Origin of the sequence: Flavobacterium album (genome assembly GCF_003096035.1) — a bacterium.
Classification (GTDB): Bacteria; Bacteroidota; Bacteroidia; order Flavobacteriales; family Flavobacteriaceae; genus Flavobacterium; species Flavobacterium album.
This window is the reverse complement of sequence record NZ_CP029186.1, coordinates 2,638,219-2,661,923: the sequence shown is the minus strand read 5'-3', so window position 1 is coordinate 2,661,923 and position 23,705 is coordinate 2,638,219. Positions and strand designations below refer to the sequence as shown.

Sequence of the window (23,705 nt, the reverse complement as noted above, 5' to 3'; positions counted from 1 at the left end):
TACATAATTGTCAATCTTCTACCGAAATAAAGGCACAGGTTTTGAGTAGCCAGTACAAGTAAAATCTGATATAAAAACCGTTAACCGATTACATGAAAACTATACCCTTTGCTTTACTTGTATTGTTCTTTGCCGCCTGCTCATCGCCAGGAGCATCATATACTCCACAAGCACCAAAATTTCAAATAATGGGGAAGAAGATCCTGCGTGAAGGCTATGTAATTCCGCAAAATGGTACGAAGGCATTTGGAATGGATAGGCAGGATGCCAGATTTTGCTATCGTGAAAAAAGCAAAGTGTATATTTTGGATGAGGCCGACAGCCTGTTTCTTGTCGCTGATGACGCGCAAAGGGAAACCCTGTTTTACATACAAAAAAAAGCTGTAGGTACCGAATTGGACATCCCACTGGATAATGCCGACTTGAATGCACCCTTTCGTGAAAAGCAATATGGCACGGAAAATTATATTTCCGGAGAGAATTGTGGTGAAGCCGGAGAGTTTACATCCGATTATCTTTTCAATCCGGATGATTATCCCGATGTTGAAGTTAACCTGATTACTGAAAAGGAATTCAATAAAATGAAAAAAACTTCAGTAGAGTATTTTGAAATAAATAATGCTATTACGAAAAAGGACAGCACAATTACCATTGCAGGAAAAGAATTCAGGGATGGCAAAGGCGATGGAGGTATGCCCAATACTTATATATATGCAGGCGAATACAAAGCGCTCCATGCTTACCTCCTGCTCTATGTCTGCGAAGCCTGTGAGGAATACACTTATTTCCTGATTGATAAAACTACAGGTGAGGAAATAGCAACCTTTAGCAATGCACCCGTATTTTCTGCAAATCTCGACTATGTGATGGATATGGGTCAGTTATACAGCGATTCGCCTACAATAATACACGCTTATAAATGGAAGGAAAAAGGCTCACACGGCACCTATAAGGAATTTGGTAACTGGTCTCCAATGGGGAAAGGATTTTGGGGTAGCGATAATTGCTTTTATACCGCAGTGGTGCCATCCATTACTGCCGAAAGCTACAGGTCTGATAATGCCAGGGATATTAAAAAGTACAACTACCGGTATATAAAAATCAAAATAAAGGCTGATACACCGTGGACTGAAGAGGATGGTTACACGCCCCCTACAACAAATGGGGAATAGTCACCCTTGTTTTAAAAAATGTCAGGATCTCCTTTTCCTTCCCTTACCACAACCGGCTCTGCACCGGAAAGGTCGATAATCGTTGAAGCTACATTATCACCATAGCCTCCATCGATAACAGCATCTACCAGGTTTTGCCATTTCTCGAAGATGAGCTCAGGATCGGTGGAGTATTCCAATACCTCATCCTCATCGCGTATGGAAGTTGAAATAACAGGGTTGCCTAGTTGGCGCACGATCTCAAGCGCAATATTATTATCAGGCACACGGATACCTACCGTATTCTTTTTCTTGAACTCTTTAGGAAGGTTATTGTTGCCCGGAAGGATAAAAGTATAAGGCCCCGGCAATGAGCGCTTCAGTATCTTGAAGGTGGCGGTATCGATCTGCTTTACATAGTCCGAAAGGTTGCTCAGGTCGCTGCATATGAATGAGAAATTGGCCTTTTCCAGCTTAATGCCTTTTATCTTGGCTATGCGTTCCAGCGCCTTGCTGTTGGTAATATCGCAGCCAAGGCCATAAACGGTATCGGTCGGATAAATAATGATCCCACCGTCACGCAATATCTTAACCACTTTGGCTATCTCTTTCTCGTTAGGATTTTCGGGGTATATCTTTATGAACTGGGCCATAGTCGTTTGTTTCAGGTTTGCGGCTTAAAGTTAGCTAAACTGTATGAATTGTAATGTTAAAGAGAATATAAACATCATCGCCATTGGGCTATTGTTCGGTAAATTAGGTGTTATTAAAATAATTCGCTATGCCTGTACAATTTTTAAATCCTGACACTATGATGAAAAGCCCTGCCTTCTCGCAGGTAGTAACCACTTCCGGAAATGGGAAAACGATATATATTGGCGGCCAGAACTCCGTTAACGAAAAAGGTGAAATAATAGGCAAAGGCGATATCGCCGCGCAGACCGAGCAGGTAATGCTCAACATTGAAAAAGCGCTGGCCGCGGCCGGGGCAACCTTTAAGGATGTCATCAAAATGAATATTTATATCACACAGGGACAAGACGTGCGGAAAGGTTTTGAGGCCTCCCAAAAATATTTAGGAAGCAACGAAAATCCTCCAATTATAACGGCATTGTTTGTGGCCGGAATGGGCAATCCCGATTTTCTGCTGGAAGTTGAGGCAATAGCTTTTGTAGGGGAATAAATTACCCATTTATAGGTATTGCATTCCACATGATTTACAATTAGATTTGGCGCTATATGTAAATCAAACACCATGAAAACTTTCAAAGCTTTAGCTGCATTGTTGCTTTTTACTGTTGCAACAATCAGCGCACCGGCCCAGACTAAAGATGTAAAACAATTTGTTATCGACGGAGCTACGTTTTACGGAACGAAAGCCATTCCCGACGAATTGCTTGGATTCTATCAGTACGAAAAAACAAAAGCGCCAATTGTTGATGTGAAGCGTGAAGGCCAGGGTAAATTCCAACCCCATGACGTGCCTGCCTATCCTACTGAGTTTTGGGTACAAACCGATGCCAAAGGGAATATCGAGAAAACTACAGGCGTAAACGGCAACTACATGGTTATCCTGATCGTGCTGTATGGCGATAACGGGGAGAGCGGCTGGAAAGGAGATAAAAAAGGGCGCTACGACAGGATGCAGGCGGTAGTAGCCTACGATCAGGGCTATGCTATCATTCTCGGCGAGCGTTTCAAGCCACTGAAATAATAAAACGGAAGCTTGATGGCTTCCGTTTTTATTTAGTACTAACTTATAATATCCAGTTTCGCGAACCGTAACAATAGCTTCTTTATCCCCCCTACTTCAAAACGTATCTCGGCTTTTTTATCGGCACCGACACCTTCGAGGTTTAGCACCTCGCCTTTCCCGAAACGTTCGTGCATTACGATATTGCCCGGAACCAGCTTGCTGTCGGGCATTGGCGTAGTGCTTACCGGTGCACGGCCTTCAAGTGGCTTAAGGCGGCGTACGTTCATATCCGGCTTGGGGTCGTTGGATGTAACCCATGCCGGTGGCGGCGTGTTGGTCGGTTTTACCTGCCTTAGCTTTGACTTGTCTACATCACCAAAAATATCGGCATCGATCATCGGCTTATAGCGGTAATTATTTTCTGTCGGCGTAAGGTATTCCAGGAAATTATCGGTTATCTCTTCTATAAATCGTGACGGTTCGCTATCTACCAGTTTGCCCCAGCGGTAACGCGATTGTGCATAGGTCAGATAGGCCTGGTGCTCAGCGCGGGTAAGCGCTACATAAAACAGCCTCCGCTCCTCCTCCAGTTCGCTGCGGGTATTCATGCTCATAGCACTTGGAAACAGGTCCTCTTCCATACCTACAATAAACACATACGGGAACTCAAGGCCTTTCGCAAGGTGAATGGTCATCAGCGCCACACGGTCGTCATCACCGGTATCTTTATCAAGGTCGGTAGCCAAAGCCACGTCCTCTAGAAATTCCGATAGCGCTCCCCGGGCTCCGTCCACTTCCCGCTGCCCTTCAATGAAGTCGCGGATACCGTTCAAAAGTTCTTCGATATTCTCTATACGGGCTATGCCTTCGGGTGTAGCGTCTTTCTTCAGTTCCTGAATTAGCCCTGTTTTTTTGGCAACGTGCTCGGCAAGGTAAAAAGCATCCTGGTTCTCATTGATGATCTGGAAACTCTTTATCATCGTGACAAAATCCTGTAGTTTCGCCTTTGTGCCGCCGTTGAGCTTCAGGTCGATCTTGTCGATGTTCTCCATCACCTCAAATATCGAGCGCTTATAATGGTTGGCAGCTACAGTAAGCTTTTCAACGGTGCTGTCGCCAATACCGCGTGCCGGGTAGTTGATAACGCGGATAAGCGCTTCCTCATCCTTCGGGTTGATAACGAGCCTCAGGTAGGCCAGCACGTCCTTGATCTCTTTCCTTTGGTAAAACGACAGCCCACCATAAATGCGGTAAGGGATATCGCGCTTGCGCAAGGCATCCTCCATCGCACGCGACTGGGCATTGGTACGGTATAATATAGCAAACTGGCCGTTCTTCAGTTGGTTGCGCATTTTTTCCTCAAAAATGGTGCTGGCCACAAAACGGCCTTCCTCACCATCGGTAAGGCTGCGGTGCACTTTTATCTTGTGGCCTTCGTCATTGGCTGTCCAAACCACTTTGTCCAGCTTGGTCTTGTTCTTGTCGATAATGGCGTTGGCTGCCTCGACTATATTTTTGCTGGAACGGTAATTCTGTTCCAGTCGGTACATCTGCACATTGTCATAATCCTTCTGGAAGTTCAGAATGTTGTTGATGTTCGCTCCACGGAAAGCATAGATACTCTGCGCATCGTCACCGACCACGCAGATGTTCTGGAACCTGTCCGAAAGCGCCCTTACGATAAGGTACTGCGAATGGTTGGTATCCTGGTACTCATCCACCAGTATATAGCGGAAACGGTCCTGGTACTTCATCAGCACATCAGGGAAACGGCTTAGCAGCTCATTCGTACGCAGCAAAAGGTCGTCAAAGTCCATTGCGCCCGACTTAAAGCAGCGGTTCACATATTCTTCATAAATTTCCCCAAGGCGCGGCTTTTTAGACATGGCGTCGGCTTCCTGCAATTCAGGGTTATTGAAATAGGCCTTTACCGTGATGAGGCTGTTTTTATAGGATGAAATGCGCCCCAGTACCTGCTTGGGTTTGTACACATCCTTATCCAGCTGCTTCTCTTTGATGATGGCGCTGATTAGGCGCACACTGTCCTGCGTGTCGTATATGGTAAAGTTCGAGGGAAAACCGAGCTTGTCGGCCTCAAAGCGCAATATCTTTGCAAATATCGAGTGGAATGTCCCCATCCAAAGGTTCTTCGCTTCGGATGCACCTACGATATCCGAGATACGCTTCTTCATTTCCTTGGCTGCCTTGTTGGTGAAGGTAAGTGCGAGTATGTTGAACGCATCAACGCCCTGGCTCATAAGGTACGCAATGCGGATGGTGAGTACACGTGTCTTTCCCGACCCCGCACCTGCTATCACGATCATCGGCCCATCCTTCTGCAATGTCGGCGCCTGCTGGGCTTCATTCAACTGGCTTATATACTTGTGGATATCCATTTTCATAGGCACAAAAATAAGGATTTTAGGTGAGATTTATAGACTTAAAAGCGTATGAAAAAGTCCTCTCCCCCGACCCCTCTCCCAAGGAGAGGGGAGCCAGAACCCGCTCACTCAAACTTATTATTTAATGGGCTGAAAACTGTGACTGCGACTGAAAACTATTTATAGCAGCCATCTACCGCTTTTTGCCATCGTGCGTCCCGCCATCAGCTTTATCTGCTTCGTACCTCAGCAGGATGCCGCTACTGTCGGGGCTAAAGGGAAGTTGGTTTTGTACATCGATCTAAAGGTAAATGTAAAATCCGTATCAATCTGCCAAAATCCGCGTCATCCGCGTTCCAATAATATTTACTTTTACCCCATGACAGAAAATTACATTGTAGGCCGCGAAATAAACGGCACCGTTTACCAGCCCGAAGAGATCATGTACAAGGATTTTGAGCGCTGCAACTTTACCGATTGCGACTTCGCCGACTGTAATTTTACCGGTGTGGGTTTTATCGACTGCACTTTTACCGATTGCAGTTTCAATGAGGCGAAAATCAATTATGTTGCTTTCAGGGGAGCGCTATTTACACGCTGTGACTTTAAAAATGTGAATTTTTCTATGGTCGACCCGCTGCTGTTTGATATAGAATTCAGGGATTGTACACTTGATTATGCCAAATTTTACACACTTAAAATTAAAGGCACCACTTTTACCGATTGCAGCCTTATTGCAGTTGACTTTATGAATACCGACCTCACCGAGGTGCAATTTGACAACTGCAACCTGCACAAAAGTGTTTTCATCGATGCCATCGCCAATAAAGCCGATTTCACCACCAGCTACAATTTCTCAATAGATCCGGAACGGAACAAACTCAAAAAAGCACGATTTTCGCAGGCCGGCCTTAAAGGATTACTAGAGAAATATGAGATTGTCGTGATTGATTAACATTTATGAAAAAAGTATATGTAAAAAGAACGATCCTTCTATTATTGTTATCAGCCTGCGTATTTTATATCATTTGCCAACAATCCGAAATTAACGGCCTTCCTACGGATGGCAGCCTAACTAAAGGTTTTCCAATAACATTTTATAAACAGGTATTTCCCGAAAATGCTCAGGGACTGTAGAAAATACAAGCTATACCGCATTGGCAATTGATATCCTGTTTGCTTTTTTGGTGACTGTTATAATCTATGAACTAACACGAAGAATATGGAATTATTTTGCATGGGCAATTAAGATTATCCGTAATTGATTTCGATATTCAAGCGGTTAGCGGAGAATACTAGATTGATTTGATGTAAAGCCATCATTACTTCCCAATAAAAATTTTGACCTGTCAGTTGGGAAAACATATTTTTTCCAGTCGAAAGACAAAAACATGCTTATTTGCTCGCGCAGCGCGTTAATGGTCGATGGCTTTACAAAGTAGTAATTGGCTCCAAGACGGTGGGCATCACTGATAAAATGGTCGCTTGACGATGTGGAATACACCACTACGGGCACTTCCCGAAAACGCGGTGTTTCCCTGATTGCCTCAAGGGCTTCGAGGCCGTTAACCTTAGGCATATTTACATCAAGGAAAATAATATCGGGGTTACTGTCATCGGTACACACAACAAGCTGGTCAAGGAGTTCTGCGCCATCGTAAGAAACTGTAAGCGTGCATTGCCCGCATATTTCGGAAAGAGCGATCTGGAAAAACTCAACATCGTCAAGATCGTCATCGGATAAAAAAACATTCTTCGAATACATAAGTGACTTTCTTTATGACTTTGTGAAAAGTTGGTTCTTAAAAAGTCTCTTTAGTGCTTAAAGAAAATTGATAAAAAAGAAGCTTTCAGTAAATCGGGTTACTATGTTGTAAAGGTAGTCATTAAAAAATTGAAAATCTGCTTTTTACGGTTTTAATCTTATAAGATTAGACACAAATCCCCTTAAAAACTGCCACTCATCAATACTTCATAACAATTTAATATACTTTAGTTTTCATTAAAAAAACAATTGTATATCAGCACCCTAACTATGATATCAAAAAAAATTTCTGCATCACTTACTTTTTATTAGGCTGCCAAAGAAGTATACATTATATTTGCAACTTACTACAAGTCATGTTATGGACTAGCAGTATTAAAGACCCAGGGGCTTCCACCCACGGGTCTTTTTCATTTTAAGCCAGCTGTGTTTTACTTACCATTTAGTTGGTCATTACATCATAATACTTCGACTGCTATCAAATTAAAAAACACAATTTCCATAAAAGTTGGTACTTTTTTGTCACCATAATTAAAATTTCCTGTAATTGCTGAATATATCACAAAAATCATTAAAAATAAATTCATAATTTTTCTTTTATTTGTGGGAACTAAACAAACACAGCCATGCAGATCGATCCGGCGCACACCAGCCAGAAAGACATATATAAGATCCTTACGGGGTCTGTAATTCCGCGCCCTATCGGATGGATATCCACTATAAGCGAAGATGGCATCCCTAATCTCGCTCCCTTCTCGTTTTTTAATGCTGTAGGCGAAGACCCGCCCCATGTGATGTTCTCTACCGTACGCAGCGGGAATATCAATAAAGACACATTAAACAATGTATTAGCCACAAAACAGTTCGTGGTAAATATGGCTACAGAGGAACTGGTGGAAGCAATGAATAACTCCTCCATAAACTTGCCGCCTGATAGCAATGAGTTTGAATATGCAGGATTGACCGCAATACCTTCTGTTTTGGTAAAAGCGCCAAGGGTAGCCGAAAGCCCTATCCATTTCGAATGCGAGCTCGTGCATCATTACAGCCTTGAAAGCCATAAGGATGGCGGCGCAACGATAATGATAGGCCGTATCGTAATGTTCCATGTGGACGAAAGCGTGCTGTTGGACGATTTTAAGATCAACAGGGAAACCTATAAGCCTATTGCCCGCCTCGAAGGTTCAAATTATGCTAAAATTGGCGAGGTTTTCTCCATTAAAAGACCTTTTATAAAACCATGAAAATAACAGTAATAGGCGGCGGCCCGGGCGGATTGTATTTTTCCATCCTGCTTAAAAAAGCAAGGCCTGATTATACCATAAATGTTTACGAACGCAACCGTGCCGATGATTCCTTTGGTTTTGGCGTGGTGTTCTCTGATGAGACACTGAGCGAGTTCCTTACGCGTGACCCGCAGTCGTATGACCTGATCCGCACGAAATTCGCTTACTGGGACGAACTTGATGTAGCCCGCGATGGTGAGAAGGTGCGCATTACCGGTAACGGCTTTTGCGGATGCTCCCGAAAAACGTTGCTGCAACTGCTTCAGCAACGCTGCCGGGAAGAAGGCGTTAACCTTCATTTTGAGGCTAATGTAGATGATATGACCCAATTTGCCGACTCGGACATCATTGTGGCGGCAGATGGTATCAACAGCGGCATACGTGAGAAATTCGTTTCCGATTTCGGTACCGATATCGAACTGAAAAGCAACCGTTTCGTGTGGATGGGCTCTACCCGACCGCTGGATGCATTTACTTATTTTTTCAGGACAACGCCTTATGGCACTTTCGTAGCCCACACCTACCAATATGAGGAAGGCATGAGCACCTGGATATTTGAAACCACGGATGAAACCTGGCAAAAAGCGGGGTTCAGCGTTACAGATGAAGAAAACACGATCAATAAGCTTCAAGAGCTGTTTGCAGAAGAGCTTGAGGGACATGGGCTAATATCCAACCGCTCGCACTGGAGGCAGTTTCCTGTTATTACCAACAAAAAATGGAGCCACGACAATATAGTGCTGCTGGGTGATTCCAAGGCTACGGCCCACTATTCTATTGGGTCGGGAACCAAGCTGGCTATGGAGTGTGCTATTGCCCTGGCCGATTCGGTCATAAAACACGGCGATAATGTGCCTGCTGTTTTTGAGAATTATGAGAAGCTGCGCCGCAACCGCGTGGAAATGATACAGCATGCGGCCAATGTGTCGCTGCAATGGTTTGAGGATATGGACCGCCACATTCAGCACCCGTTCATGCAATTTGCCTTTAGCGTAATGACGCGCTCCAAGAAGGTCACGTTTGAAAACCTTGGGTTGCGTGACAAATCGTTTACACAAAAAGTACTGGCTGAATTCAATGCGAACTTAGCCGATAACAAACCCGATACCCCTGCTGCATTTACGCCATTCTCCTTACGCTCTATGGTGCTGGATAATCGCATCGTGATGAGCCCGATGGAACAATACTCGGCAACGGATGGACTCGTTTCCGACTGGCACCTGATGCACTACGGTGCGAGGGCTACAGGTGGTGTAGGCCTCATAATAACTGAAGCCACTGCCATTTCACCGACCGGAAGGATAACTTTGGGATGCCCGGGAATATGGTCTGATGAACAAGTTGCTGCATGGAAAAGGGTTACTGGTTTTATCCATAAAAACAGCGTTGCTAAAATAGCGGTACAGATTGGCCATTCCGGACGAAAAGGGGCCGTGAGATTTCCTTGGGAAGGGCATAACGAACCATTGGATGATACCTGGGGACTGCTTTCAGCTTCGCCCATAGCCTATAATGATGCGATGGCCGTTCCGAATGAAATGACCACAGAAGATATGGACATTATTACGGAGGAGTTTGCCAATGCGGCAAAGAACGCGAATGAAGCGGGCTTCGATATGATAGAACTACAGGCGCATCACGGCTTTTTGCTCGCATCGTTCCTTTCGCCTCTGACAAATACAAGACAAGATGAATTTGGCGGAAGCATAACCAACAGGCTTAAATTCCCAATAAGGGTATTTAAAGCCATGCGTGAGGTATTCCCTCCCGAGAAACCCATAAGCGTACGTATTTCGGCATCCGATTGGGCAGAAGGCGGTATTGATGAAGGCGATGTGCTCGCAATTGCTGAAGCGTTTAAAAAGGCCGGAGCAGATATTATTAACGTCTCAACCGGATTGACTGTTGATTACCAGAAACCGGCAGTAGGCAGGATGTGGCAGACACCGTTCAGCGATATGGTGCGTAATACTGTCCACGTTCCAACGATCACCGCGGGCTACATCCAGGACATTGACCAGATCAATACGATTCTGTTAAATGGCCGCGCCGACCTAGTGGCATTAGGCAAAACATTGCTGCTCGACCCGTATTTTGTGCGTACCGCTCAGGCGTATGAACAGTACAAGGCGAACGACCTGGATTCAGTAGGCATACCGAAGCAATATATGTCGGCTGCATCTCATTTTTATCCGTATAAAGGCGGAGAGCGAAAAGCTGTGGAAGGTATGAAAAGAGCATTGAAACCGTTGACACATAAGAAGTAATACATGAACGTAAATATTCTAAATAAACAATGTAAATGTCATATTGAGCGCAGTCGAAATGTGGCATTTACATTGTTTATGGTTCCATTTGCGTCCGAAGTGACATTGTATCGCATAATTTCGGAATCATGATAAAGACGACATTTTAGCAATGAGACATTACGAAGATAATTTTGCACACGACCATCTCCCCCACCCTTCATTACAGGCGGAATGCTTTACTGACCATCCGGATTTTGAGTTCCCGGAAGACCTGAACTGCGTGGAGCGATTGCTGGACAGGCATATTGCCGAAGGCAATGGCGACAGGATAGCCATACGCACTTTTGAGGGCAGCTGGACCTTTCATGAACTTTATGAAAAAGCCAACCAGATAGCGCATGTGCTTAAAGATAACCTTGATTTTGTACCGGGTAATCGTGTAATGATACGCTCTGCGAACAACCCGATGTATGTGGCCTGCTGGTTCGGGATACTGAAAGCGGGCGGCATTGTGGTAGCTACCATGCCGTTGCTTCGTGAAAAAGAACTAAGCGTAATGGTGGAATGCGCTGAGATATCGCATGCGTTTTGTGATTTTACATTAGAAGAGGCTATGCTCGCCGTCAGTTCTCCGTTCCTGAAGCATATCGTTACGTTTGACGGTTCGGGACAGCATGTTTCGAAACTGGAAACGCTGATGGGCAACAAGCCGAAGACCTTCGGAAACCATCCTACAAAAGCCGATTCATTATCGATTATAGGCTTTACCTCCGGCACGACCGGCAAGCCAAAAATGACCTCGCACTATCATAAGGACATATTGCTTATTTGCGAGGCTTTCCCTAAATATTCATTACAGCCTACACCGGATGATATCTTTACCGGAAGCCCGCCGCTTGGATTTACCTTCGGTTTGGGTGGATTAGTGCTATTCCCATTCTATTATGGAGCATCGACTTTTTTGATAGAAAAACCGTCGCCCGACCTGCTACTAAAAGCTATTGCGGAACACAAGGTAACCATCTGCTTTACTGCACCAACGGCATGGCGGGTGTTGACTACCAAAGTAAAAGACTTTGATATTTCTTCGCTGCGAAAATGTGTGTCGGCCGGGGAGACATTGCCCGTAAAAGTTTGGGAAGAATGGTATGAAGCAACGGGATTAAAGATTATCGACGGCATCGGGTCAACCGAAATACTCCATATCTTTATATCGTCGAATGAGGAAAATATGCGCAAAGGTGCAACCGGGCTGCCCATACGCGGTTATGAAGCGAGGATCGTAGATAACAAAGGCAACGAAATAACAGACGGCACCCCCGGAAGGTTAGCCGTACGTGGTATAACCGGTTGCAAGTACCTGAACAGCCCTGACAAGCAAAAAGAATATGTAGAGAACGGCTGGAACATTACCGGCGATATTTTCCGTAAGGATGAGGACGGCTATTTCTGGTTCGTGGCACGCGGGGATGATATGATCATCTCTTCGGGGTATAACATCGCCGCCATCGAGGTAGAAAGCGTATTGCTTACACACGATGACATTATTGAGTGCGCTGTAGTCGGCCTGCCGGACGAGAACCGCGGAATGCTGGTATGTGCCTACTTGGTTTTGAAAGACAAAGAAAAAGCCTCGGACGAGCTGACGAAGCAAATACAGGACTGGTTCAAGAACATTGCAGCACCGTATAAATATCCAAGGGAAATTCGATATATGGATGCGCTGCCGAAAACGGAGACTGGAAAAATACAACGATTTAAATTGAAAAATACAGTACAAGCCTGATGGAAAAAACATTTATAAAAAAAGAGACCGTTCGTTTCCAGCACGTAGATTTTGCGGGGATAGTATTCTACCCGCGATTTCTGGAGATGCTCAATAATATAGTAGAGGATTTTTACAGCGAGGCGTTAAACATGCCGTTCAAAAATATCCATAAAACGGGAGGAATTCCCACAGTGGATTTAAAGATACAGTTTAAGAAAGCTGCCCGGTTGGGTGATATATTAACAAAATACTTCTGGGTAAAAAAACTGGGCTCGTCTTCAATGACCTGTGGCTTTAAGTTTGAGCATGAAGATGGCTCAATTTGCCTTGAAGGAGAAGTATCGCTTGTACGGGTGGAATTCGGCGAAGGCCGCGACGAGATAAAATCAAGTCCGTTCCCGGAAGAGATGCGGGCAAAGCTCGAGGAATATTTGATTCCGGATATGAGGTTTTAAGCGAGACAAAAAGATAATAGATTTGAGATAATAGACTTTTACGGACCTGACAGGCCGTAATTCGTAATTTATAATTCGTAATTAAAATGTTGGACTTACCAAAATTCAAGGCTGCAGCCGTGCAGGCATCCCCTGTTTTTCTGGATGTAGATGCTACGGTGGATAAAGCCATTTCCATAATTGCTGAGGCTGCCGGAAATGGAGCATCACTTGTGGCGTTCCCTGAGGTGTTCGTAGCCGGATATCCGTACTGGAACTGGATCATGACACCGGTGCAGGGCAGTAAGTGGTACGAGAAACTGTATGTAAATTCCATTACGGTTCCGGGACCGGAAGTAGACAGGATATGCCAAGCGGCGAAAGAGCACAACTGCCATGTAGTGATCGGTGTGAATGAGCGCGGGCAGAGCTTTGGGGAACTGTACAACACCAACCTTATTATAGACAATAATGGGAACCTTGTTGGAAAGCACAGAAAGCTGGTGCCAACTTGGGCGGAAAAGCTGACGTGGACGGGCGGCGACGGGTCGTCATTGAAAGTGTATAATACAGAAATAGGCCCCATCGGGACATTGGCCTGTGGCGAAAACACCAACACGCTGGCGCGCTTTACACTGTTGACACAGGGAGAGCTGATACATATTGCCAACTACATCTCATTGCCTGTTGCCCCACCAGATTACAATATGGCAGAGGCAATAAAGATTCGTGCGGCAGCGCATTCGTTTGAAGGAAAGCTTTTTACCATTGTCTCCTGCTCTACTATCACAAAGGAGATTATCGACATTATGAAGGAAGATGTGCCAAATGCCGAGGAATTACTGACGCGCAAAAACAGTGCATTTTCCGGGGTTATCGGGCCGAACGGCGCTGTGATTGGTGAGCCGCTGATTGATGAGGAAGGAATCGTATATGCGGACATTGACCTGTCGAAATGCATACAGCCCAAGCAGATGCACGATATACTGGGGCATTATAACCGGTTTGATATATTCGACCTGCGTGTGAATACCGCGCCGAGGAAGAATATTACGTTTACGGACGGCGATGAAAGCGGCCAAAAATAAAATGGATGGCCGATAGCCCTGACTGAAGCGGCATCCCCCGCTTTTTCTGCGGGGATACAGCGGAAGGCAGGAACATGGATGGCTGATAAGAGACTGGCCATTCCGCTTCAAATAAAAAAACAACTTCAACTAATTGATTTAGTATGGAAACAAAACATGACGATAGTGTTTTAGGCCGTGCACGGGTGCAGGACACCCCGGAACTGGAGGCCTATTATAAAGAACTGGAGACCCTTGGTGCGGGCGCGCTTTGGACGGTTGCCAATGACATAGAGCCGTGGGAGCCGCGTACCTCTTCGGTGCCGATGCTATGGAAATATGAACAGCTTCGGGAACTGGTTTTGAAATCATCGGAACTGGTTACGCCCGAGCAGGCAGGCCGACGTGTGGTGTACCTTGTGAACGACAAGCGTCGCGATGTGAGCGCTGCTGTGGGTTGGCTGTACACAGGCATACAGGTAACGCGTCCTGGCGAAAGCACTTCGGCGCACCGGCACAGGGCTTCGGCGCTGCGCTTTATCATGGAAGGTGAAGGCGGCTATACTGTGGTTGACGGTAACAAGATAATGCTGGAAGTCAACGATTTTGTGATTACACCCAATAGCACTTGGCATGAGCACGGTGTAGAAGAAGGAGGCAAAACGTGCATTTGGCAGGACGGGCTGGATATTCCGTTAGTGAACGCCTTAGAGGCCAATGACTATGCGGTTTTTGACGGCAAGCAGCCATTGACATCTCCGGTAAATCATTCACCCCTGACCTATAGCGGCGTGGGACTCGTGCCTGCGGATAACGGTTGGGACAAGCCCTACTCTCCCCTTTTTAAATATTCGTGGAAGCAGGTATATCCTGCGCTTTTGGAGGCTGCAAAGGTGAATGAAGGTTCGCCGTATGATGGCATCCTTATGCATTATACCAATCCGCAAACAGGCGGCCACGTGATGCAGACCATGGGGGCTTCGATACAATTGCTACGACCAAGTGAGCATACGCTGGCACACAGGCATACAGGCTCGTTCGTGTACCAATGTGCGAAGGGCCACGGCTACTCTATCATTGCAGGAAAACGCCTGGACTGGAAGGAGCGGGATATTTTCTGCGTACCGTCGTGGGCCTACCATGAGCATGTAAACCTGAGTGAAACGGAAGATGCGTGCCTGTTCTCGTTTAATGACCTGCCAGTGATAACATCGTTGGGATTGTATCAGGAAATGGCGCATCCGGAGGGAAAGCAGGCCGTTTAGGGTTTGGAGTTCAGGGTTCAGGGTTGCCTGTTGGAACGTAAATATCCTTCTGAAAATAACTGTAGAGACGCAGTGCCTGCGTCTGACATAATGCAAATCGCGAGACGCAGGCACTGCGTCTCTACCATGAAACGTAATATAGAATAACCAGGAATAGACAAACAACCAAAATAAATGAAATTAGTTACCTACCGAATAAACCATGCGCCGGCAAGCCTCGGATTTGTGGAAGAAAATATGATTATTGATGCGCACAAGCTTGGCGAAATAAAAAGCAGCCACCTGCCGGATAATATGCTGGACTTTATCGACCTTGGCATTGAAGGCATCAATCACGCCGTCCATTTGATGAATACGGCTACAAAAGAAGAATTACTGGACTGCTCGATACCTTTGGCGAATGCCACGCTTCTGGCACCAATACCCAAGCCCCGTAAGAATATCTTTGGCATTGGGCTGAACTATACCGAGCACGTAGCGGAGTCGGCCAGGACACTGGATACCTCTAAAGAGTTGCCCCAACAGCCGGTTATCTTTTCGAAGCCGCCAACGGCAGTGACAGGTACCGACACCGATATTATACATAACCAAAAGATTACGCAGCAGTTGGATTGGGAAGTGGAACTGGCAGTAATAATTAGCAAACATGGTAAGAACATCAAAAAGGAAAATGCTATGGACTACGTGTATGGCTATACGGTCATTAATGACATTAGTGCACGTGACTGCCGCCGTGCCGGGCAATGGATCGTGTCTAAAGGGCAGGATACTTTTGCACCAATGGGTCCGATGCTTGTTACCCGTGATGAGATAGCCGACCCACACAACCTAAACCTTTCGCTAAAAGTGAATGGCGTAGAGAAGCAGAATTCGAATACGAAATACATGCTCTTTAATATTGAGGAACTGATACATGACCTGAGCATAGTATTCACACTGGAAGCAGGTGATATCATTGCAACCGGAACCCCTGCAGGCGTTGGCGCAGGCCGAAACCCACAGGAATGGATGTGGCCGGGCGATGTGGTGGAAGCAACTGTAGAGGGGATTGGGACGTTAAGGAACACAATAGTTGATTCGGAAGAAGTAAAATAATTATTAAAAAGCACCAAATAGCAAATAACAAATTCCAAACATCAGGACGGTGACCGAGTTTGTTATTTGGGATTTGGAGCTTGGAATTTATTAAAATTGGAATTTTAAGACATGAAAAAGACTTATCGTATAGGCCAGATTGTGCCAAGCTCAAACATAACCATGGAAACGGAGATACCGGCACTGCTGCGTTCGCGCGAGACAATTTCCCCGGAGCGCTTTACCTTCCACTCCAGCCGTATGCGCATGAAGAAAGTGACCAAGGAGGAACTTGAGGCCATGGATGCCCAAAGCCTTAAATGCGCACAGGAACTCAGTGATGCGCGTGTTGACGTGATGGGGTATGCCTGTCTTGTGGCCATTATGAGTATGGGGCGCGGCTACCACTGCGTATCAGAGACGAACCTGCACGAGGAAACCGTAAAGAACGACTCCCCTACTCCTATTGTTACCAGTGCGGGTGCGCTGATTAATGGGTTGAAAGTGCTTGGTGCAAAAAAAGTCGCTGTGATTACACCTTATATGAAGCCTTTGACACAGCTTGTTGTAGATTATATCGAGCACCAGGGATTTGAGGTAGTGGATTCGATAGCACTTGAGATCGCGGATAATCTTGAAGTTGCCGCACAGGACCCAATGAACCTTTTGGATATTTATAAACGGCTGAACCTTGAAGGTGCTGACGTATTGGTGGTTTCGGCCTGCGTGCAGATGCCATCGCTGGAAGCTATAGATGCTATTGAAAAAGAGATTGGGATACCCGTAACTTCGGCGGCAGTTTGCACTACGTATGAAATGCTTAAGAAATTGGGGCTTGACACAAAAGTACCTATGGGCGGTGCGCTGTTGAGCGGGAAATATTAATTTTTTTACCACAAAGGGCACTAAGTCTTTTTCACAAGGGTCACAACGCTGTGATTCTAATCGAAAAACTTAATGCCCTTTGTGGTTTTATATATCCAGTTTCTTTTTACAATCCTCACACAATTCAGGCCGTGCATTATCGATAGTCGCGATCTTTTCCACCGCATCGGTCATCACGCATTTTTTGTTAGGGCAATGTGGCAGGCCAAAATTATGGCCGAGTTCGTGTATAACCACTTTCCTGAAACGCCCGAAATGTACTTCCTTATCCTTATGCTTTAAGCGAAAGCCGGAAACGATACAGCTTTTGCCGGGACAGTACGCCAGTCCCATAATGCCAAAGTCGTTATATTTCCATTCCGGTTTTTTGATGCTTCCGTCCTTTTCTTTTTTAGTTACGGATATATCACTTTCTGTCAGGCCCAATATATAATCCATACCTTCGGGCATATTGCGTTGCTGTATGGCAATAAGGCTGTCAGCTCTGTAACGGGGAGACTTTATAGCGATGAACGCCTCTTTGGGTAATTCTTTTTCAGGCAATAATTTTGTTTCGATGCCATAATATTCTGTTATGGCTTCCCGCAACATGGCAATCTTCTCATCACTAATGCCTTTGTAAGGGATGATGCCCACAATAGTTGTCTCGCTAACAGATTTATCGCTGCATGAAAGCAACACCAGTAAGGTAATTAACAGAATATATCTTCGCATGTCCAAAAGTATAAAATTTGGGGTGCAGTATGATTTCTTTTGTCAGAAATTTTAAAGGCATGAAACGCCTATACAGGTTGATCCTGAATATGTTTCGATAGCAACGATAACCATTTGTAAGGTTTTTGATGGATTTTTTTGACACATATACGGCCTGCGATCCCTTAAAAAATCCTTATTTTTACCCTTCCAAATAAACAAACATACATTCTATGAAGTACCACATTATTGCGGCACCGGCTGCGTTCCTTTCGGCGAAATCCCAAATTTATAAACACATCACAATCAAACACTCCATAAAAATTTAAAAGCCATGAAGACAATATTTATTTATATAATCGTAGTAATTGTAATTGCGATAATAATACTCATATTTATCGCAAGGGGTAAGTCCAGGAGGCAGCTTCAGAAATCAAAAAACAATATACAGGCATTAAAAGACGGGAAGGCAAATTATGAGTTTGAGATACAAAGGCCACTTGATACTGCTTCCCTTTCAAAAATTAAAGACGTATTGGCCGGACATAATTTCAGGATAATTGATAATGTTGCGGATGGCATTATCGCCTACTCCGGCAAAAACGAGGATGCCACTTTGCATGGCTGGCAGAATATAGACAGCCTGAAGCTACCTTTACGCATTGTGGTAATAAACACAGCATCCAACAATATTAAAGTAAAATTTGCAGACGATTATGGCTTCCAGATCCTGAATGCAGCACAGAAAGAAAAATTCAATGCTGTGTATAGTCCTGCTTTTAAGCATTATGAGGCCCTGTTGAAAAACATTTGATTGAAATAAAGGTGAACATATGCCTGCCTGATACAACCAACAAACATCTATTTTATGCGTTACTACATTATTTTTGCAGCGATGGCTGCGAGCCTTTCGGCGAATGCCCAGGTGTACAAAGATCCTAAAGCCCAGGTTGAGAAGCGTGTTGAAGACCTGCTTTCCCAAATGACAACTGAAGAAAAAATTGATTACATAGGAGGCTATAATGGCTTTTATATCCGCGGTATAGAACGTCTTGGGCTTCCTGAGATAAAAATGACCGACGGCCCAGTCGGTACTCGCAATTACGGCAAGACCACCGCCTACCCTGCTTCTGTACTGACAGCCGCAACATGGGATGCCAACCTGAGTTTCCGTTTGGGTGAAGCGCTTGGCAATGACTCCCGCGAGCGCGGCGTGCACATATTGCTTGCGCCGGGGGTAAACATTTACCGTGCGCCAATGAACGGGCGTAACTTTGAGTACCTTGGCGAAGACCCTTACCTGGCGGGCGAAATGGCCGTTAGTTATATAAAAGGGCTGCAAAGCAAAAACGTAGTGGCTACCGTGAAGCACTTTGCTGCCAATAACCAGGAATGGGACCGCAACAACGTGAGCTCCGATATGGATGAGCGCACACTGCAGGAAATTTACCTTCCTGCATTTAAGGCAGCCGTAACCAAAGGAAAAGTGGGCGCCGTAATGAACAGCTACAATCTCGTGAACGGAGAGCATGCCACGCAAAACAGCCACCTGAATAATGATATTTTAAAAGGCGACTGGCGTTTTGACGGTATCCTGATGTCCGACTGGGTGGCGACCTATGATGGTGTTGCCGCTGCAAAAGGCGGGCTCGACCTCGAGATGCCAAGCGGTGAGTTCATGAACCGTAAAAATCTCCTTCCTGCTTTACAGAACGGGACGCTTGACCAGAAGGTTATAGACGATAAAGTGCGCCGCATACTCAGGATCATTTTTCGGTTTGGGTTTTATGATACAAAATACACGATGACGGAGCCCCTGAAACCAAATCCTGAAAGCGAAAAAGTAGCGTTGGACCTGGCGCGTGGTGGCATGGTGCTGCTAAAGAACGAAGGCAACATCCTCCCAATTTCCAAATCGGTGAAAACCATCGCGGTAATTGGGCCCAATTCCAAAGGGTACATTGCAGGCGGCGGGAGCTCGTATACAGAGCCTTTTCATAGTACCAGCCTGCTGGATGGCATCAAAGCCGCTGTGCCCGGGGCAACGGTAAACTTTGTAGATAACAGCATCCCACAGATGGAAAACTACATTGCATCCTCTCCCTTCTTCTCTGAAAAAGGGTCTAAAACACACGGCCTTAAGGCAGAGTATTTTAAAAACAAGAACCTCGAAGGCAGGCCGGTGGCAACCTTTACTGATAAAAGCATGAACCATGACTGGCCGGGAGCACCGGATGTTATGGGTATCCCGGAAGATAATTTCTCCATACGCTTTACAGGTGTTGTACGCCCGGCTAAATCGGCTACGTATAAATTTGGCGTTCGCGGCGATGACGGCTTCCGCCTGTATGTAGATGAAAAACTGGTGATCGATATGTGGGCCGACCACGCGCCTACCCTTAAAATGGTTGACCTGCCGCTTGAAGCCGGTAAGGAATACAACGTACGCCTCGAATATTATGAAAATGCAGGAGGCGCGGTGATCGCTTTTGCGGTTTATAACGAAGTTATTGACTTTAGCGCGGCTGAAAAAGCAGCTGCCAACGCCGATGTGGTGATCCTGAGCGCGGGCTTCAATATGTCGGGTGAAGGTGAAGGCTTCGACCGTTCTTTTGAGCTGCCTCCCTACCAGGAAGACCTGATAAAAGCCGTGACCAAAGCCAACCCAAATACCATTGTTGTGCTTTATGCAGGCGGAAATGTGGCTATGCAAAAGTGGCTACCGGGAACTAAAGGCCTGCTGCATGCCTGGTATCCCGGACAGGAAGGCGGTACTGCTATTGCCGACCTGCTTTTCGGCACTGTAAACCCAAGCGGCAAGCTGCCGGCGAGCTTTGAAAAGCGCTGGGAGGACAACCCGACTTACGACAGCTATTATGATGCTGATAACGACAAACGAGTAACCTATGGCGAAGGCCTTAATGTAGGTTACCGTTTTTATGACAACAGCCGTACAAAGCCTCAATTCCCATTTGGTTACGGACTTTCCTATACTAAGTTTGAGTATTCCGATTTAAAGGTTTCGGGTAAGGGGACCAATGTTACCGTTACCTACAAAATAAAGAATACGGGCAGTTATGACGGCGCCGAGATCAGCCAGGTATATGTACATCAAAAGGAGAGCCCGGTATACCGCCCTTTAAAGGAGCTTAAAGGCTTCAATAAAGTGTTCCTGAAAAAAGGCGAGTCAAAGACCATCACGGTAACGCTTGATGCCGATGCCTTTTCGTATTACAAGGCTGACAAGAAAGCTTTCGGCTACGATCCTGGAGCATTTGAGATTATCGTTGGCGCATCGTCAGAAGACATCAGGCTGAAAGATGACGTAAAAGTGAAATAATTCAGGGCCTTTACAGAGTCCGTAAAAAAATAATCCGCTAAAAGTCACAAGTACTATTAGCGGATTATTTGTTTTAAATAGAATAATGAATTATGCCAACGACTTAAAATACTGTAACAGCACCGCATCATTTTCGCTCATAGGTGTAAATATCTCCAATATCTTCGGCTGACCCGATCTTTCCATAAACGATGATAAAGCAGTTTTCACATCATTCTCATTCGAAGCCGATTGATATCCGAAACCATACATCTTAGCAAGGTGTTCTGCCGTAAGGTTATGGGCAGTTTCAAAATAGGTATTAAACACTGCATTTTCTGAGTGGCCCGGCAATATCCTGAAGATTCCACCGCCGCCATTATTGATGATAATGATCTTGAAGTCTTTCGGGATATAGTTATTCCACAACGCATTGCTGTCGTATAAAAAGCTTATATCACCAGTTATCAATACCGTCTCTTTTTGGCTGCCCACTGCCGCCCCTACTGCTGTCGATGTACTTCCGTCGATTCCGCTGGTACCGCGATTGCAGAAAACCTCGATGTCGTCCCGCATCTCAAACAGCTGGGCATAGCGTATGGAAGCGCTATTGCTGATCTGCAGCATTGAATTATGAGGCAATGCAGGCAATATTATTTCAAAAGCCTTAAAATCGGAGAAAGGTATTTTAGATAAATATTCGTCGTGCTTCACCTGTCTGTAGGCCTTAAGTTCCTGTGCTGCCTGATTGTAGTCACTTTGTACAGGCTCAGTTTGTGGCAGGAAATTCTTCAGGAAGATATTGGCATCTGTTGTAAAATGCTTAGTCAGTGCGCCAAACGTATCATACGCTCTTAGTTCATCGATATGCCAGTGTTCCTGCGGACTATATTTGCGCAGCCAGGCCTTCACGCGCTTGGAGACCACCATACCACCAAACGTAAGCAGTATATCCGGCCGCCACGCTTCAAAGTCTTCGTGGGTGAAAGGTGTAATGATCGTATCGATGCTTCCAAGGAAATTTTTATGGTGGAGGTTAGCAGGCGTTTCGGTCATTACTACAACCGATGGGTCATTCGCCAATATCTCAATAACGGCCTTGTCAATAGTACCGGGATCATTCACGCCAACTAATACGAGCTTCTTTTTGGCAGCATTCCATTTTGTGACGTAGGGCGTAAGATCTTCTTGAACTTCAGGTTCTTCGACAATGGTACTGAATACCGGCGCCTGTATGGAAAGTTCGGTTATCGTTTCATACAACGGCTCTTCAAATGGCGCATTAATGTGTACCGGCCCTTTTTGGGTTATGGAAATATTGATAGCCTGATTTATCTTGTTGTCGTTTTCTGCGGAAGCGTCTTCCAACAGGTTTGCATTGTACAGTATATGGTTGGCATATACATTTTCCTGGCGGATAGTCTGGCCGTCGCCAATATCGATCTTATCATGCGGCCTGTCGGCAGATATGACGATCAGCGGTATCTGGCTGTAAAACGCTTCGGCGACTGCCGGGTAATAATTCAGCAATGCCGACCCAGAAGTACACACTACAGCAACCGGTTTTTTCAGCTGCTGTGCCATACCGGTTGCAAAAAAGGCAGCACACCGCTCATCGGCAATACTGTAGCAGGTAAAATTGGGATTGTTAGCAAAACCTATGGTTAGCGGTGCATTGCGCGATCCCGGGGAAATAACAATATTGTTAACTCCTTTGGCCAGGCATATTTCTATGATGCTTTGTGCCAAAGGTATTTTGGGGTAAATCATTTATTTGATTACGTTAAATGCAATAAGCATTGTGGTTACAAAAAGAAACGTAAGCCCGGCAAGAAAAACAATATCTGCAATCCGCTCGTATTGTGGCTTTGGAGCAAACCTGCCGCTTCGCATTGAAAGATAGGAAAGCATACTGCTCACCATAAACATTACAATAGCGCCTGCCGTAAATTCATCGATAAGCGAAGCCTCGCTTGAATTCGAGATTTTAAGCGATGTGAGAACAACAAAACACAACCCCAGCAGCGTTGATGAAGCAGTAAGTATGTGCGGAAAATTGTCCCGGGCCATTATCAGGCTTTGATCCAGTCAACAACCTGCGGATCGGTAGGTAATGTCTGCGGCTTTATTACTTTTTCAAGTTCACCTTTCTCATTGATAAGGTACTTTTGAAAATTCCATTCTACTTCGCTGTCCTGCAGGCCGTTCTTCCTCTTTTCGGTAAGGAAATGGTATATCGGCGCCATGTCACTGCCTTTAACCGATATCTTGTCCATCATTGGGAAAGTAACACCGTAGTTCAACTCACAAAATTCGGCTATCTCTTTGCTGGTACCCGGTTCCTGCGATGCAAAGTTATTGGCCGGGAAGCCAACGATCACAAAACCTTTATCCTTATATTCTTTGTACAGGGCTTCAAGGTCTTTATATTGTGGTGTAAGGCCGCATTTGGAAGCCGTATTTACAATAAGTACCTTTTTGCCTTTAAGGGATGCAAAGTCAAATTCTTTGCCGTAAAGGTCTTTTACTTTAAACTGGTATATGGTTTCTTTTGCCATTGGTTTGTTTTTTTCAGTCGCTTTCGCGGTAGTTTTTGTCTGGGCCTGGTTTTGGCAGCTGAACAAAAGCATCAGTCCGCAGGCCAGCATTACAATATTTTTCATGGTTGTTAT

General features: G+C 45.3%; 21 protein-coding genes. 14 read left to right on the top strand and 7 right to left on the bottom strand.

The window, feature by feature from the left end:
• The first annotated feature begins 188 nt into the window (after positions 1 to 188).
• Entirely contained in the window at positions 189 to 1,172 is a 984-nt protein-coding gene (locus tag HYN59_RS11965) for a hypothetical protein (protein WP_108778483.1), read from the top strand.
• 11 nt (positions 1,173 to 1,183) lie between these two features.
• On the opposite strand, the gene HYN59_RS11960 is transcribed toward HYN59_RS11965, so the two are convergent.
• A complete protein-coding gene (locus HYN59_RS11960; protein WP_108778482.1) occupies positions 1,184 to 1,804 on the bottom strand; it encodes an L-threonylcarbamoyladenylate synthase in 621 nt (206 codons plus the stop codon).
• A gap of 158 nt (positions 1,805 to 1,962) precedes the next feature.
• On the opposite strand from HYN59_RS11960, the gene HYN59_RS11955 reads away from it, so the two are divergent.
• Together HYN59_RS11955 and HYN59_RS11950 are read left to right on the top strand one after the other, a co-directional pair.
• Complete coding sequence (locus HYN59_RS11955; RefSeq protein ID WP_245895560.1) at positions 1,963 to 2,334, top strand: RidA family protein; 372 nt, start codon at positions 1,963 to 1,965, stop codon at positions 2,332 to 2,334.
• Positions 2,335 to 2,406: 72 nt separating this feature from the next.
• Complete coding sequence (locus HYN59_RS11950) at positions 2,407 to 2,865, top strand: hypothetical protein (RefSeq protein WP_108778480.1); 459 nt, start codon at positions 2,407 to 2,409, stop codon at positions 2,863 to 2,865.
• A gap of 38 nt (positions 2,866 to 2,903) precedes the next feature.
• On the opposite strand, the gene HYN59_RS11945 is transcribed toward HYN59_RS11950, so the two are convergent.
• The gene (locus HYN59_RS11945; protein ID WP_108779729.1) at positions 2,904 to 5,237 is read right to left on the bottom strand and encodes an ATP-dependent helicase; all 2,334 of its coding nucleotides are present in this window, start codon (positions 5,235 to 5,237) and stop codon (positions 2,904 to 2,906) included.
• 370 nt (positions 5,238 to 5,607) lie between these two features.
• On the opposite strand from HYN59_RS11945, the gene HYN59_RS11940 reads away from it, so the two are divergent.
• The gene (locus HYN59_RS11940; protein WP_108778479.1) at positions 5,608 to 6,183 is read left to right on the top strand and encodes a pentapeptide repeat-containing protein; all 576 of its coding nucleotides are present in this window, start codon (positions 5,608 to 5,610) and stop codon (positions 6,181 to 6,183) included.
• A 327-nt stretch (positions 6,184 to 6,510) separates the two neighbouring features.
• Here HYN59_RS11940 and HYN59_RS11935 read toward each other — a convergent pair whose 3' ends face one another.
• Positions 6,511 to 6,993 (bottom strand): response regulator, encoded by a 483-nt coding sequence (locus HYN59_RS11935; RefSeq protein ID WP_108778478.1) that lies wholly within the window; start codon positions 6,991 to 6,993, stop codon positions 6,511 to 6,513.
• Positions 6,994 to 7,619: 626 nt separating this feature from the next.
• On the opposite strand from HYN59_RS11935, the gene HYN59_RS11930 reads away from it, so the two are divergent.
• The 8 genes from HYN59_RS11930 (at position 7,620) to HYN59_RS11895 (ending at position 17,021) form a co-directional block, all read left to right on the top strand.
• The gene (locus HYN59_RS11930; RefSeq protein WP_108778477.1) at positions 7,620 to 8,237 is read left to right on the top strand and encodes a flavin reductase family protein; all 618 of its coding nucleotides are present in this window, start codon (positions 7,620 to 7,622) and stop codon (positions 8,235 to 8,237) included.
• Positions 8,234 to 10,546 (top strand): oxidoreductase, encoded by a 2,313-nt coding sequence (locus HYN59_RS11925; RefSeq protein ID WP_108778476.1) that lies wholly within the window; start codon positions 8,234 to 8,236, stop codon positions 10,544 to 10,546. Before HYN59_RS11930 ends, HYN59_RS11925 begins: the two co-directional genes overlap by 4 nt.
• A 151-nt stretch (positions 10,547 to 10,697) precedes the next feature.
• Positions 10,698 to 12,314 carry an AMP-binding protein gene (locus tag HYN59_RS11920; protein WP_108778475.1) on the top strand — a complete coding sequence of 539 codons (1,617 nt, stop codon included), beginning with the start codon at positions 10,698 to 10,700 and terminating at the stop codon, positions 12,312 to 12,314.
• Positions 12,314 to 12,751, top strand: a complete 438-nt coding sequence (locus HYN59_RS11915; RefSeq protein WP_108778474.1) for an acyl-CoA thioesterase — start codon at positions 12,314 to 12,316, stop codon at positions 12,749 to 12,751. The genes HYN59_RS11920 and HYN59_RS11915 overlap by 1 nt, the downstream gene beginning before the upstream one ends.
• 86 nt (positions 12,752 to 12,837) lie before the next feature.
• Positions 12,838 to 13,818 carry a carbon-nitrogen hydrolase family protein gene (locus tag HYN59_RS11910; RefSeq protein WP_108778473.1) on the top strand — a complete coding sequence of 327 codons (981 nt, stop codon included), beginning with the start codon at positions 12,838 to 12,840 and terminating at the stop codon, positions 13,816 to 13,818.
• Between the two features lie 143 nt (positions 13,819 to 13,961).
• A complete protein-coding gene (locus tag HYN59_RS11905; protein ID WP_108778472.1) occupies positions 13,962 to 15,062 on the top strand; it encodes a cupin domain-containing protein in 1,101 nt (366 codons plus the stop codon).
• A gap of 174 nt (positions 15,063 to 15,236) precedes the next feature.
• Entirely contained in the window at positions 15,237 to 16,157 is a 921-nt protein-coding gene (locus tag HYN59_RS11900; protein ID WP_108778471.1) for a fumarylacetoacetate hydrolase family protein, read from the top strand.
• A gap of 111 nt (positions 16,158 to 16,268) precedes the next feature.
• Positions 16,269 to 17,021, top strand: a complete 753-nt coding sequence (locus tag HYN59_RS11895) for a maleate cis-trans isomerase family protein (protein WP_108778470.1) — start codon at positions 16,269 to 16,271, stop codon at positions 17,019 to 17,021.
• 87 nt (positions 17,022 to 17,108) lie between these two features.
• On the opposite strand, the gene HYN59_RS11890 is transcribed toward HYN59_RS11895, so the two are convergent.
• The gene (locus HYN59_RS11890) at positions 17,109 to 17,735 is read right to left on the bottom strand and encodes a zinc-dependent metalloprotease family protein (RefSeq protein WP_108778469.1); all 627 of its coding nucleotides are present in this window, start codon (positions 17,733 to 17,735) and stop codon (positions 17,109 to 17,111) included.
• 313 nt (positions 17,736 to 18,048) lie between these two features.
• On the opposite strand from HYN59_RS11890, the gene HYN59_RS11885 reads away from it, so the two are divergent.
• The gene (locus tag HYN59_RS11885; protein WP_108778468.1) at positions 18,049 to 18,528 is read left to right on the top strand and encodes a hypothetical protein; all 480 of its coding nucleotides are present in this window, start codon (positions 18,049 to 18,051) and stop codon (positions 18,526 to 18,528) included.
• Positions 18,529 to 18,582: 54 nt separating this feature from the next.
• Positions 18,583 to 21,054 (top strand): beta-glucosidase, encoded by a 2,472-nt coding sequence (locus HYN59_RS11880; protein ID WP_108778467.1) that lies wholly within the window; start codon positions 18,583 to 18,585, stop codon positions 21,052 to 21,054.
• 90 nt (positions 21,055 to 21,144) lie between these two features.
• On the opposite strand, the gene menD is transcribed toward HYN59_RS11880, so the two are convergent.
• The 3 genes from menD to HYN59_RS11865 are packed head-to-tail and all read right to left on the bottom strand — an operon-like array spanning position 21,145 to position 23,696.
• Positions 21,145 to 22,803, bottom strand: a complete 1,659-nt coding sequence (gene menD / locus HYN59_RS11875; RefSeq protein ID WP_108778466.1) for a 2-succinyl-5-enolpyruvyl-6-hydroxy-3-cyclohexene-1-carboxylic-acid synthase — start codon at positions 22,801 to 22,803, stop codon at positions 21,145 to 21,147.
• Positions 22,804 to 23,103, bottom strand: coding sequence for a hypothetical protein (locus HYN59_RS11870; protein ID WP_108778465.1), 300 nt, complete (start codon positions 23,101 to 23,103; stop codon positions 22,804 to 22,806). It abuts the gene before it with no gap.
• 2 nt (positions 23,104 to 23,105) lie between these two features.
• Positions 23,106 to 23,696: a glutathione peroxidase gene (locus HYN59_RS11865; protein ID WP_108778464.1), complete on the bottom strand. Its 591-nt coding sequence runs from the start codon at positions 23,694 to 23,696 to the stop codon at positions 23,106 to 23,108.
• Positions 23,697 to 23,705 lie beyond the last annotated feature (9 nt).